Annotated in this window: 14 protein-coding genes; 1 reads left to right on the top strand and 13 read right to left on the bottom strand. The window is 41.0% G+C overall.

Features of this window, described 5'->3' with window-relative positions; translation table 11 throughout:
- Window positions 1–290: 290 nt before the first annotated feature.
- From rpsR to AM500_RS00985, 7 genes are all read right to left on the bottom strand, one after another.
- Window positions 291–530: a 30S ribosomal protein S18 gene (gene rpsR, locus AM500_RS01015; RefSeq protein ID WP_043934268.1), complete on the bottom strand. Its 240-nt coding sequence runs from the start codon at window positions 528–530 to the stop codon at window positions 291–293.
- Window positions 531–580: 50 nt separating this feature from the next.
- The gene (ssb, locus tag AM500_RS01010) at window positions 581–1096 is read right to left on the bottom strand and encodes a single-stranded DNA-binding protein (protein WP_043934269.1); all 516 of its coding nucleotides are present in this window, start codon (window positions 1094–1096) and stop codon (window positions 581–583) included.
- A 71-nt stretch (window positions 1097–1167) separates the two neighbouring features.
- Entirely contained in the window at window positions 1168–1455 is a 288-nt protein-coding gene (rpsF, locus tag AM500_RS01005; RefSeq protein ID WP_053597535.1) for a 30S ribosomal protein S6, read from the bottom strand.
- A gap of 162 nt (window positions 1456–1617) precedes the next feature.
- Entirely contained in the window at window positions 1618–2718 is a 1101-nt protein-coding gene (ychF, locus tag AM500_RS01000; RefSeq protein ID WP_053597534.1) for a redox-regulated ATPase YchF, read from the bottom strand.
- 214 nt (window positions 2719–2932) lie between these two features.
- Entirely contained in the window at window positions 2933–4939 is a 2007-nt protein-coding gene (locus AM500_RS00995; protein WP_053597533.1) for a molybdopterin-dependent oxidoreductase, read from the bottom strand.
- A gap of 76 nt (window positions 4940–5015) precedes the next feature.
- On the bottom strand, window positions 5016–5213 hold the full coding sequence (locus AM500_RS00990; RefSeq protein WP_043934273.1) for a DUF951 domain-containing protein: 198 nt from the start codon (window positions 5211–5213) through the stop codon (window positions 5016–5018).
- Window positions 5213–6106 (bottom strand): mechanosensitive ion channel family protein, encoded by an 894-nt coding sequence (locus tag AM500_RS00985; protein WP_053597532.1) that lies wholly within the window; start codon window positions 6104–6106, stop codon window positions 5213–5215. Before AM500_RS00985 ends, AM500_RS00990 begins: the two co-directional genes overlap by 1 nt.
- Before the next feature lie 266 nt (window positions 6107–6372).
- Here AM500_RS00985 and yyaC point away from each other — a divergent pair, with 266 nt between their 5' ends.
- A complete protein-coding gene (gene yyaC / locus AM500_RS00980) occupies window positions 6373–7008 on the top strand; it encodes a spore protease YyaC (protein WP_053597531.1) in 636 nt (211 codons plus the stop codon).
- Between the two features lie 51 nt (window positions 7009–7059).
- Here the strand turns inward: yyaC and AM500_RS00975 are convergent, their stop codons facing one another.
- From AM500_RS00975 to mnmG, 6 genes are all read right to left on the bottom strand, one after another.
- Entirely contained in the window at window positions 7060–7773 is a 714-nt protein-coding gene (locus tag AM500_RS00975; protein ID WP_053597530.1) for a DUF554 domain-containing protein, read from the bottom strand.
- Window positions 7774–7841: 68 nt separating this feature from the next.
- Window positions 7842–8696 (bottom strand): ParB/RepB/Spo0J family partition protein, encoded by an 855-nt coding sequence (locus AM500_RS00970; RefSeq protein ID WP_053597529.1) that lies wholly within the window; start codon window positions 8694–8696, stop codon window positions 7842–7844.
- A complete protein-coding gene (locus AM500_RS00965) occupies window positions 8689–9450 on the bottom strand; it encodes a ParA family protein (protein ID WP_043934278.1) in 762 nt (253 codons plus the stop codon). Before AM500_RS00965 ends, AM500_RS00970 begins: the two co-directional genes overlap by 8 nt.
- A 557-nt stretch (window positions 9451–10007) precedes the next feature.
- Window positions 10008–10877 carry a nucleoid occlusion protein gene (gene noc, locus AM500_RS00960; protein WP_053597528.1) on the bottom strand — a complete coding sequence of 290 codons (870 nt, stop codon included), beginning with the start codon at window positions 10875–10877 and terminating at the stop codon, window positions 10008–10010.
- 114 nt (window positions 10878–10991) lie between these two features.
- The gene (rsmG, locus tag AM500_RS00955; RefSeq protein WP_053597527.1) at window positions 10992–11708 is read right to left on the bottom strand and encodes a 16S rRNA (guanine(527)-N(7))-methyltransferase RsmG; all 717 of its coding nucleotides are present in this window, start codon (window positions 11706–11708) and stop codon (window positions 10992–10994) included.
- A gap of 16 nt (window positions 11709–11724) precedes the next feature.
- Window positions 11725–13614, bottom strand: coding sequence for a tRNA uridine-5-carboxymethylaminomethyl(34) synthesis enzyme MnmG (mnmG, locus tag AM500_RS00950; RefSeq protein WP_053597526.1), 1890 nt, complete (start codon window positions 13612–13614; stop codon window positions 11725–11727).
- Between the last annotated feature and the right edge of the window lie 11 nt (window positions 13615–13625).

Raw genomic sequence — 13625 nt, 5'->3', positions numbered from 1 at the left:
TGATTAATTAATAGGAGCCTTCCTTTTGTCCTTGTGAGGATTGCAAAGAGGATATTGGAACTTCACTTGATTTCTCTGCAACAGAATATGATAGGGACATCTTGCGTGGAAAAAAGGACAAGAGAAATCCAAGCCTTAATTATTTTTAATCCAATATGTATCTCTTTCCAACTATGTTCCAATTTTTCCGTGTGCTTTACTCGCACACAGCAAGATATTAAGTTATAACACAGCGTCCAAACAGTTAAAAAAAGCAGCAAGGTATCCCCTGCTGCTCTTAGTCTTATATATTATTCACCAGAAACGTATGGAAGAAGTGCCATCAAACGAGCACGTTTAATAGCAACTGTCAGCTTACGCTGGTACTTTGCATTTGTACCTGTTACACGGCGAGGCAAAATTTTGCCACGCTCAGAGATGAATTTCTTCAGCAGGTCCACATCTTTGTAATCGATATGAGTAATGCCATTAGCAGTAAAATAACATACTTTGCGGCGCTTTGCGCGTCCACCTTTACGTCCCATTGCCATATGATTGTCCCTCCTTACTTTTAATTTTATCTATTAAAACGATTTAAGTTCTAGAATGGAAGGTCATCATCGGAGATATCAATCTGTCCGCTGCCAGCGAACGGATCGTCATCTACACGTGTATAACCTTGCTGTCTCGGAGCAGCCGAACGCTGATTCTGATTACCGTTTCCGTTTCCAAACGGATTCCCCTGTTCTCTTGGAGCATTCCCAGAGAAATCATTATTGTCGTTTCTACCTGAGGAATTTCTAGGCTCGAGGAATTGTACACTTTCAGCGACTACCTCTGTTACATATACTCTTTTCCCATCTTGTCCCTCATAATTGCGTGTTTGAATTCTTCCATCCACACCGGCCATGCTGCCCTTTTTAAGATAATTGGCGACATTTTCAGCGGGCTTTCTCCAAACAACACAATTTATGAAGTCAGCTTCTCTTTCACCTTGCTGGTTGGAAAAAGCCCGGTTAACAGCAAGAGTAAATGTAGCAACAGGAACTCCACTAGGTGTGTAACGCAATTCTGGGTCTTTGGTCAGGCGGCCAACTAGGACTACACGATTCATCATCAGAATCCACTCCCCTTTTCGGGCTGATGTTTCACGTGAAACATTTCACCCTATCCATTTATCAAAAAGGATTATACTTCTTCTTTAATTACAATATGGCGAATGATATCTTCGCTGATCTTTGCAAGACGGGAAAACTCTTCCACCGCTGCTGGCTCAGCATTCACCTTTAGGATTTGGTAGTATCCGTCGCGGAAATCATTGATTTCGTAAGCAAGACGGCGCTTACCCCAGTCCTTAGCTTCAGCCACTTCCGCACCATTGTCAGCCAGAATTGTGTTAAAACGCTCAACAAGAGCTTTCTTGGCCTCATCTTCAATGTTTGGGCGGATGATGTACATAACTTCGTACTTTCTCATCACAGTCACCTCCTTTTGGTCTAAACGGCCCTGAATGGGCAAGGAGCAATTATTTTCAATTACTCACAATGAGAAATTATAACATTGTTTTTCAAAAAACGCAACAATTCTATGTTGGATTACATTTATATTGTCAATAAAAAAACCCGCATAGAGCGGGTTTTACACGTTAAATCGGAAATGCATGACATCTCCGTCTTTTACTTCATAATCTTTACCTTCAAGGCGGACTTTCCCTGCCTCTTTGGCTGAATTCATAGATCCGTAGGAAACAAGGTCATCATAGTGAACTGTTTCAGCACGAATGAAACCTCTCTCGAAGTCGGAATGGATAATTCCGGCACACTGTGGTGCTTTCATGCCCTTTCTAAATGTCCAAGCACGGACTTCCTGCACTCCTGCAGTAAAGTAAGTAGCCAGACCAAGTAAATTATAGGCCTTGCGGATTAACTGATCAAGTCCGGACTCTTCAATACCCAGTTCAGAGAGGAACATTTCCTTTTCTTCACCCTCGAGCTCGGCAATTTCAGACTCAATTTTGGCACAAATAACGATTACTTCTGCATTTTCTTCTGACGCATATTCGCGTACTTTTTGTACATATTCATTGGAATCAGAATTTGCAACATCATCCTCACCAACATTGGCTACATATAGGACTGGTTTAATCGTTAATAAGTGAAGCAATTTGGCGATTTTCAGTTGATCGTCTGTAAATTCTACCGACCTTGCTGGCTTGCCATTTTCAAAGGCATCACGGAGCATTGACAATACTTCGAACTCTGCTGCAGCTTCCTTATCCTTCTGCTTCGCTAATTTCTCAACTCTGGAAATTCGCTTTTCAACCGATTCCATATCAGCCAGAATAAGTTCCAAGTTGATAGTTTCAATATCAGAAATAGGATCAACTTTTCCAGAAACATGAGTAATATTTTCATCAGCGAAACATCTTACCACCTGGCAAATGGCATCAACTTCGCGGATATGGGAAAGGAATTTATTTCCGAGCCCTTCCCCTTTGCTAGCACCTTTAACAATTCCTGCGATATCTGTAAATTCAAATGTTGTTGGTACTGTCTTTTTTGGCTGTACCAGTTCCGTCAGCTTATTCAAACGGTCGTCCGGTACTTCTACTATTCCTACATTGGGATCAATTGTACAAAAAGGATAATTTGCCATTTCTGCTCCGGCTTGTGTAATAGCATTAAAAAGTGTTGATTTTCCTACATTCGGCAGTCCTACAATTCCAGCTGTTAAAGCCATTTCCGCCACTCCTCTTCTAAACTTCATCTATTTTCACATAATCATTATTCTTAAAGTTGAAAGCCTCTCACAATTATAGGCATATCCCCCAGAAAAGACAAGAAAGGCCTAAAGAAAACATGCCAGTTAGCTAGCATCTCCCTTTAGACCCTTTTTGAATAGCACTGACAGGATTAAAAATAAAAGCAAGTAATATAAAGAGCGACCTTTCCACTCAATCAATTTTTTCAATAGCAACAAGACAATCGTAGAGAGTACTGCCCTGACCATTATCTGAAGCACTACTCGATGTTAGCTTATTGACTGAACCGCCAAATTTCTTCCATATTCCTTCATCAATAACAATTGTATTCATATGGGCCTTCGGCATAATTGAAACAATCCCGTGAACTTCTCCTCGGTTATTCCAAACACGGGCTCTGCATCCTTGTATCAATCCATGCTTTTCAGCAATATTAGCCGCAACTTCAATAACCAGTTTAGGTGCAGGTTCTAAAATATGATAATGCTGAGAATGATTGGACCGTAAAGGATGAATGGTCAATAATGAATAAGGAAATTTCATTGCCAATTCTTCATTATTCCACTTCGACTCCACTGGATAGGAGAGCTCAAGCCTTCCGCTCAGACCTTTATTATCAGCCACTGTAGAGGTAAACTCATATTTTCCGGATGGTGTTTTAAAGTTCCGATCCATCCATGGCACTTTTTCGACAGGCAGTTCAAAGAAATTCTTTTCCCTGAGAGCCGTGAGGGTAAGCCCGTTTTTATTTACCGGTTCTAAATACATCTCTAACCATTGTTCTGTTGTATAGGTAAAATCGGATCCAAAACCGAGCCGTTTGGCTAATTCAGTCCAAATCCAACTATCTGATTTCGCTTCTCCAGGAGGATCGATGAGCTTTGGCGCATAGTTTACATAATGATGGTACATCGAAGCATAATAAGAATCCTCTTCTTCAAAAACTGAAGCAGCAGGTAAAACATAGTCAGCAAGCAAAGCTGTTTCAGTCATAAAATGCTCTATTACTACAACAGTTTCCACTTGGGAAAATGCCTTCTCTACAGTAGTTGAATCAGGAACCTGAATAACCGGGTTGCCGCATGTATTAATAATCATTTTTATCGGAGGATTTTGTGCTTTGAGAATAAATTCTGCCTGTTTCATAATTGGAAACTGACGGGATTCTTCTTTCCGTTCCGCTAAAGACAGTCGGCCAGCCTGAAAACTTTGGCCTACCTGTAAATTTGCGTAGTTAGCCCCTCCGCCCCGTATACCTATATTGCCGCTAGCCGCAACTAATGCATCAATCCAGCGTATGGTATTCCCGCCATTCTTATATCTTTGCATCCCTAATCCCATATAGGTAGAAACAGGTTTATCAGCATAAATAGTAGCCAGCCAGGTTATTCTTTCTACTGGAACTTCCACCATTTCACTAATTTTCTCAAGAGTTATGCCCGAAAGTATTTCTTCAATATCCAAAAATCCTGCAGTGTGTTCATTTATAAAGTTTCTGTCTTCAAGGCCAAGCCGAAGCATTTCCTTTAAAATGCCTGCTGCAAGAAGTCCATCCATGCCCGGTTTTACCGATATATATTCATTTGCCATTTTGGCAGTTGCATTATACACAGGGTCAATCACATAAATTTTACTGCCCTTTTTCTTAGCTTCAAGAAGGTCTTGATAAAAATGAAGGTTTGTACGCGCGGCATTCCTGCCCCATACAACAATATGCTTACTGTGTAATAAATCTCCCGGCTCATGGCTAAGAGCGTCTCCAAAGTCCCACTTTTGCGCTTCAATCCCAGCACCCCAGCAAAGGGAGCCAACAAGCTCGGTAGCACCGCCATAAGCATTAAAAAAACGTTGATCTAAATTTTTCATGATTCCATTATTTGCATAGTCATGGGTATGAAGGACTGCCGATGGCCCATACATGCCTTTAATTTCCTTCATTTTCGCTGCAATTTCATTTAGTGCTGCTTCCCATGAAATTCGGGTAAATTGCCCATTTACCTTTTTTAAGGGATATAAAAGTCGGTCTTCCGCATTGATACGTTTCGTAAGGGTCCTTCCTCTTCCGCATATTTTCCCTTTGGTGATCGGATGATCAGGATCCCCATCAATCTGAACGACCTTACCATTTTCGATCTTCACCTGGAAACCACAGCTATCCCAGCAATTCAACGGGCACGCTGACTTATGGACTGTTAGCAAACTCTTCACCCCCAAAAAGCTTATAATATATATACCTTTAAGATTAATATATTTTTATAAAAAAAAGAAGCATGGATTATTCCTCATGCTTCACCAACACCTTTTTCATTTTTCGGGAAAACTCCCTTCTAGGAATAAGAACACTGTGGCCGCAGCCTTCACATTTTATCCTAATATCCATGCCCAGACGGATAATTTTCCAGCGATTAGCTCCACAAGGATGGGGTTTTTTCATCTCAACAATATCATTCAAACCGAATTCCTTTACTTCCATCAGGCTTTACCCCTTTCTCCGGTTGGGCTCTCCTGCTCATTTCGAGAATACATAACGAGCCGTGGAAACGGTATTTCAATTCCATGTTGATCAAGTGCTGTTTTTACTTCTTTCCTTATAATCCTTGCGATAGAAAAATGTTTCATTGGTTTCGTTTCAAACACAATTCTTAATGTAACCTCAGAAGGTCCAAAGTTCTGGATGCCTTGAAGTTCTGGCGCCTTTACCAAGTCTTCATATTGCTCTGGCATCTTCTCAAGCAGTTCTTTAATGACTGCTTCTGCTTTATCAATATCTTCCTCGTATGCAATCCCGACATCTACAACTGCCGAGCTATTGTTCAAAGAGAAGTTTGTTACTTGATTAATGCTTCCATTTGGGAGAATATGCAGTTCTCCTGTCCAGCTTTTAATCTTAGTCGTTCTGAGCCCGATGGATTCTACTGTCCCCTCAAACATATCTACACGAATGTGATCACCCACGGAAAATTGATCCTCCAATATAATGAAAAAACCAGTGATTACATCTTTGACGAGATTTTGCGCCCCAAATCCTACTGCAAGCCCCACAATCCCGGCACCTGCAAGAAGTGCTTTTACATCAATGGTTAAAGCAGAAAGGATCATCATTAAAGCTATAAAGTAGATGGCATAGGTTACTACATTATCAAGAAGCTTAACAAGCGTGGACTCTCTCCGTTCTGAGACTCTGAGTGGCATTTTCATTCTAATTTCAAATGACTTATGAATGGCAGACCTCACTATCTTAATTAGGATTCCGGAGACAATTAAGATAAGAATTATTCTGATTGCCCCTTCGCCGAATGTTGCCCATGTATCCTCATTTAATAGTCCTGACCTAATTTTATCTAAAACCCTGTTAAATGTATCCACATTTTCACCACCAATTTACTCAACATCCCCATTTTAGTGGGATTTGAAAGGTTTTTCAACTCTAGTACTTTTATCCTTTAATTATCCCATTCCTGCTTCTTTCTACCCTGTTTAGCAAAATCATTTTTCAGGTATGTATAGATAACGCAACATATTCGTATAATGATACTATTCTTTAAATATAGATTCAAGAAACTTGGTACAAACAATGCTCTTATTCTTTAGCAAAGACAGTTTGTGCACGCGCCATTAAAGGAGTGGGCTTTATGAATTTTAAACCAACAGGACTATTCGAAAAGCTGCCTTCAAGCCGAATACATCATGAGGAAGTTAATGCCGAAGAAAAGCTTGCTGCAGGGCTGCTTTCCAATCTGCCTCTATTGGCCAGCCGCCCAGTTGTGATTGTCTGTATCGGTACAGATCGATCTACAGGAGATTCGTTAGGCCCTCTAGTTGGAACCTTCTTGGAAGAACAAAGATCCCTGTCCTTTTACGTTTACGGCACCTTGGATGACCCCATTCACGCTGTAAATCTAGAAGAAAAATTAAAGGAAATCCATTCCAAGCATTTTCACCCTTTTATTATAGCTGTAGACGCATGTTTAGGGAGATTTAAAAGTGTCGGAGTCCTGCAAATTTGCAATGGTCCCGTAAAGCCAGGTGCAGGAGTAAATAAAGACCTGCCTGAAGTAGGAGATATGCATATAACAGGAATTGTCAATGTAAGCGGTTTTATGGAGTTTTTCGTGTTACAGAATACCCGTCTCAGCCTTGTATTAAAAATGGCCAAAATCATTGCGAATAGCATAGGGTTTGCCTCTCGCCAGCATTCAAGCCAAATGGGATGGACAGAATTGGAATGGAAAACAAAACCTGAAAAAGTTAGAGAACAGACTCCCTAACTAATAACCACTATTAAAACAGGCAAAGGGTATCCCTTTGCCTATAATCCACTATATAAATTGGTGATAAATAAATATCGCCCCCACTGCTAAAGCTGTAACAATTATTCCAGGGAGTAAATTGGCTACTTTTATCTTTGCTAATCCAGTTAAATTCAATCCAATGGCAAAAATCATTACTCCGCCAACTGCGGTCATTTCAATAATAAATTGATCCAACAATTCCTGAGGTACAAAAAGATTTATTTGAGTTGCGAATAAGGCAATTGTCCCCTGATATATCATTACTGGAATAGCCGAAAAAATGACACCTATGCCAAGTGTTGTTGTAAGAATAATTGAAGTAAAACCATCAATAATGGCTTTTGTATACAAAACATCATGGTTCCCTCGGATGCCGCTGTCGAGAGCACCTATAATAGCCATGGCACCAATTAGAAAAATTAAGGTTGCTGTAACAAACCCTTCAGATATACTTCCCTTTTCACCGTGCCCAAGCTTTGATTCTAGCCAATTTCCCAATTTATTAAGCTTGTCATCTAGTGCCCATGCCTCTCCTAGAACGGCGCCAACAACGAGGCTTATGATAACTATAAGGAAATTCTCGCTTTTTAATCCCATCTGCAGGCCTAATATCATAACAGAGAGCCCAATCCCATGCATCACGGTTGTTCGCATTCCCTCCGGAATTCCCTTAAGCCATTTGCCGATTATGGTTCCTAAAATGATGCATAATCCATTCACCAATGTTCCCCAAAAAAACATTCTTTTTCCCCCGTCATACTATTCTTATCCATTAAAGCTAAAAAAAGAAACCATCTAATGATGGCTTATTATTCTGAAATATCGGAGCCGAGGAGCTCTAATAATCTTTCCAAGTCTTCCTGAGAGAAAAATTCTATTTCAATTTTCCCCTTATTTTTTGTTTTCTTAATATGAACTGTGGTGCCAAATCTCTCTCTGAGCAGATGTTCACGTTCTTGAAGAAACATATCCTTTTTCTTAAGAGGCTTCTTTGTTTCACGTGGAACAATTTCATTTAATTGTTGAATTAATTTCTCCAACTGGCGTACATTAAGGTTTTCCTTTATTGTTTTTTCAACGAGAAGCGGCAGCTTAGCTTTCTGTTTAATACCCAGTAATGCCCTGCCATGACCCATGGAGATTGTTCCGTTAGAAATTAGCTGCTGGATCTTTTGTGGAAGCGATAGAAGGCGGATATGGTTGGCGATATGAGGTCTGCTCTTCCCAAGCCGTTTAGCTACCTCCTCCTGAGTCAGGTCAAGCTTTTCCATTAATGTCTGGTAGGCCGCTCCTTCCTCAATAGGATTCAAATCTTCCCTCTGAAGATTCTCAAGGACAGCCAGCTCCATCATTTGCTGTTCTGAAAGTTCCCTAACAACTGCAGGAACTGATTCAAGGCCAGCCTCCCGTGCAGCCCTAAACCTCCGTTCCCCAACAACAATCTCATAGCCGCGAATGCTTTTACGTACAACAAGAGGCTGAAGTATTCCGTGTTCAAGAATGGAATCCTTTAATTCTTCAATCGCTGTTTTTTCAAAGTGTTTCCGAGGCTGGTAAGGATTTGGCCTCAATTCTTTTATATTAATATCTTGAACTGATTCTTCTTTTTTCACTTCAATATTCCCAAAAAAGGCATCTAGCCCTTTTCCTAAACCTTTAGCCATTAGAAACCACTTCCTTTGCGAGGTCTAAGTAAACTTCAGCTCCCCGGGATTTAGGATCGTAGATAATGATGGGCTCCCCATGGCTCGGAGCCTCGCTTAGGCGTACATTCCGTGGAATGATTGTTTTATAGACTTTATCCTGGAAATATTTCTTAACTTCTTCTATAACCTGAATTCCGAGGTTCGTCCTTGCATCAAGCATGGTTAGGAGGACACCCTCAATTTTAAGGTTTTGATTTAAATGTTTTTGAACCAACCTGACTGTGTTAAGCAATTGGCTCAGGCCTTCCAATGCGTAATATTCACATTGCACTGGGATCAAGACAGCATCTGATGCTGTAAGAGCATTCAAGGTTAAAAGGCCGAGGGATGGGGGACAGTCGATAATGATATAGTCATAATCGTCCTTTACTTCCTCAAGAGCCCTTTTTAGCCGGACTTCGCGCGAAATAGTCGGAACGAGTTCAATTTCAGCCCCGGCAAGCTGGATAGTTGCAGGAATGGCATGAAGATTTTCAACAGCGGTTGGGATAATTGCCGCCTTTGCCTCAACATCATCAACCAGTACATCATATATACACTGGGAAACATCGGCCTTTTCCACGCCGACTCCGCTTGTTGCATTTCCCTGAGGGTCTATATCAACCATCAAAACTTTTTTACCTATGTATGCTAAGCAGGCGCCCAGATTGACAGAGGTTGTCGTTTTACCGACGCCTCCTTTTTGATTCGCGATCGCAAGAACTTTGCCCACGATGTCACCTACCCTTTAAAAATAAATATAAAAAAGATACTGGCAAGATGCCATGCTATCTATTTTAACATGAAATGCAGAGATTGGAGGTTTTTTCTTAAAATATTGCCTATTCAAAATAACTAAAAAACACATAAAAGAGATTGATATCTTAATTATTCATTCATTTGGATTTAATGGTAGCAGACTTTGGTTTTTGGCTAATATCCTAAGAAAATGGATCGGTATAAACATAATTGGGCCCATCCTCGATTCCCTTAAAGGTACAAGAGTTGGCTCTGAGCATTAACAGCTTATGAACCAACGTATTACTTTCTTTATTATTATAAGGATGATAACGTCCGAATACAAGAACGTACATTCGCAAAAAGTCGAGCTTTGTTGCTTTAAATTTGGCTCGGGAAGAGGGGCCCCTACTAGTTTAAAAAATTGCTGTCTCCTAATTTTAAGAATAGGTCCTTTCAAAGAACTCTTTCATTTGTTGACTAAACATTAACAATATAATCTTTCTCAAAGAAAAAAGCCTTGCACATATCATGCAGGGCTGTGTGACATTTTTACTTTTTCTTTGGAATCTTAATTGTAAATTGATAATACTCTTCAAATTCTTCTTCTTCAGCATTAAGGGGAATACCGCTATCTGATACCATTGATAAAGATTGTCTAATCGTATTAACAGCAATCCTTAAATCTTTACTGAAGGCTTTTCTTTTAGGCTTGGGTTTTTGGGCAGTTGGCTCTATTAACTTGATGACTCTCTCTTCAGTCTGCTTAACATTCAGGTTTCGCTCGATGATTTCCTGGAGAACCTCGACCTGTTTTACAGGGTCCTTTAAAGGAATAAGGGCACGGGCATGGCGCTCTGATATATCTTTATTCAAAAGAGCGTCTTGGACTTCCTGTGGCAGTTTTAGCAGCCTGAGCTTATTCGCAACTGTAGATTGTCCTTTTCCAAGTCTTTGAGCTAATGCCTCCTGTGTAAGATTATGAAGAGAAAGCAGCTTCCCATAAGCAATTGCTTCTTCAATCGGAGTTAATTCCTCACGCTGCAAATTTTCTATTAATGCAACCGAGGCTGTTTCCCTGTCCGACATTTTCTTGATAATAGCCGGCACTTCTTCCCAACCGAGCTTTTTCATGGCACGCCATCTTCGCTCACCGGCGATTATTTCAAAACTATTCTCCTCAAGCTCTCTGACTACTATGGGCTGGATTATGCCATGCATATGGATAGTCCGGGATAATTCTTCTATTTTTTCATCATCAAAAACTGTCCTTGGCTGAAAACGATTGGGAATGATGGAATCAATCTTAACTTTTTTTATTTCTTCACTGGATGAATCGGAATCCAATGCAATTTCTTCGTCAAGCTCATGCTGCTCATTTTTATCGCCCCTGCTAAAAAAACGTGAAAAAGAAGTTTTCATTTTCCAGCACCACCTTTTGATACTCCCTTTAACTAATTCTCTCTATATTAACAAAATTCCTTCATTTTGATCTGACAACCCTGATTTCCAGAACCCATCCGGCCAAGTAGCATTCTATTCTATAGGTGCCCTATTGGGGGTTCCTGGCTTTCTTGGATATTTTTTTGGAGTTGGCTTTTCTTTTCTAATTACAATAATAGACCGTTCACTTTCCTCAATAGGCAATGGAAAGGAATGGCTTTCCACTGTCCGTCCACCAAGGACAGCAATAGCCTTACCCGCAGCATGCAGTTCCTCTTTTGCATTAGCAGCTTTCATTGCGATAAAATCCCCGCCTGGCTTCACAAGTGGTAGGCAGAGCTCGCTTAACACAGAAAGCCTTGCAACTGCCCTGGCAGTTACAACATCATATTGCTCCCGATGCTCAGGCTTGATTCCGAAGGTCTCAGCCCGGTCATGGATAAAAGCAACATCTTCAAGTTCTAGTTTCTTTGCCAAATGCTCGAGGAAGGAAATCCGCTTATTAAGAGAGTCGACAATCGTTAGCTTTTGGTTAGGGTAGGCAATTTTAATGGGGATGCTCGGAAAACCCGCTCCTGCTCCAACATCGCAAATAGCCAGCGGCCTGGAAAAGTCATAATAAAATGCAGCTGAAAGAGAATCGTAGAAATGCTTAAGAAACACTTCATCTTTATCCGTTATTGCAGTGAGATTCATCTTTTCATTCCATTCAACCAACGTTTCATAGTAGGTTTCGAACTGGCCCAGTTGCTGGGAGGAAAGAGTTATTCCCTTTTCTCCAAGCAACTTACTAAACTTTTCACTATTCATTATTCCAACTCCACTCTTATTCTGCCTTAACCCTTGCAACCCTGCCATTTTCCAGGTAAACCAATAGGATAGAGATATCAGCAGGGTTCACTCCCGAAATCCGGGATGCCTGGGCAATGGAAAGTGGCTTAACCTGCTTCAGATTATGGCGGGCCTCCGTTGCAATCCCTGAAATGGCATCATAATCAATATTCTCGGGAATCTTTTTATTCTCCATTTTTTTAAGCCTATCGACCTGCTGAAGCGATTTTTCAATGTAGCCCTCGTATTTTACCTGAATTTCAACTTGTTCCTTTACCTCTTCATCCAAGTGTATTTCCGGGGGAATGATAGATTCTATAGTGCTGTATGCAACCTCGGTTCTTTTAAGGAAGTCAGATGCTCGAATACCATCTTTTAACTCACTACCGCCAAGATTGCGAATAAGCTCCTGGACGTCCGGCGTTGGTTTGATAATTTGTGAATAAAGCCGTTTCTTTTCAGCTTCAACAGCCGATTTTTTTTGCAGGAATCTTTCATGGCGTTCTTCAGGAATAAGCCCGATTTGATAGCCAATTTCAGTCAAACGCAAATCAGCATTATCATGGCGAAGCAACAGCCTGTACTCAGCTCTTGATGTTAGCAACCGGTACGGTTCGTTTGTCCCTTTTGTTATAAGGTCGTCTATCATTACACCAATGTAAGCATCGGATCGGCTTAGGATTAGTTCTTCCCTTCCAAGAGATTTTAGAGCAGCATTAATGCCTGCCATCAATCCTTGGCCGGCAGCCTCCTCGTATCCGGAAGTCCCATTAATCTGCCCAGCTGTATAGAGATTTTTTACTGTTTTTGTTTCTAGAGTCGGCCATAGCTGTGTCGGTACAATCGCATCATACTCAATAGCATATCCAGCTCTCATCATCTGCGCTTCTTCCAAACCAGGGACAGTTCTTATAATACGGTGTTGTACATCCTCTGGAAGGCTTGTTGAAAGGCCTTGGACGTATACCTCTTCGGTGTTTCTGCCCTCTGGCTCAAGAAAGATTTGATGGCGGGGCTTATCATTGAACCGGACTACCTTGTCCTCTATAGATGGACAATAGCGAGGACCTGACCCTTTTATCATACCGGAAAACATCGGGGAACGATGTAAATTTTCTTCAATAATTCGATGTGTATTTTCACTTGTGTAAGTCAACCAGCATGGAAGCTGATCAGTGATATATTTCGTTGTATCATAAGAAAACGCCTTGGGTGTTTCATCACCAGGCTGAATTTCCGTTTTAGAGTAATCAATTGTACCACCATGGACGCGTGGTGGTGTTCCAGTTTTAAAACGGACAAGGTCAAAACCCAATTGTTCAAGGTGTTCTGAAAGTTTAATGGAAGGCTGTTGATTATTCGGACCGCTTGAATACTTCAAATCCCCAATAATGATTTCACCTCGAAGGAAAGTTCCTGTTGTAATGACAACTGATTTAGCACGGTAAATAGCTCCGGTATTCGTAATGGCACCTGTACATACACCATCTTCGACAATCAGTTCTTCTACCATCCCCTGGAGCAAGGTAAGGTTCTTTTCATTCTCTAGCGTCTTTTTCATTTCATGCTGATAGGCAAACTTGTCAGCCTGCGCACGAAGAGCTCTGACTGCAGGACCTTTACCAGTATTCAGCATCCTCATTTGTATATACGTTTTATCAATATTTCTGCCCATTTCACCGCCCAAGGCATCTATTTCCCTTACTACTATACCTTTTGCTGGTCCTCCGATTGATGGATTACAAGGCATAAAGGCAACCATATCAAGGTTTATAGTAATCATTAACGTTTTAGCACCAACCCGTGCAGCCGCCAAACCGGCTTCACAGCCAGCATGTCCCGCGCCGATGACAAGCACATCAAAATTTCCGGCTTCGTATTGCATGTACGCTGCCT

Source organism: Bacillus sp. FJAT-18017 (assembly GCF_001278805.1).
Taxonomy (GTDB): domain Bacteria; phylum Bacillota; class Bacilli; order Bacillales; family Cytobacillaceae; genus Bacillus_D.
This window is presented reverse-complemented; position numbering and strand designations above follow the sequence as displayed.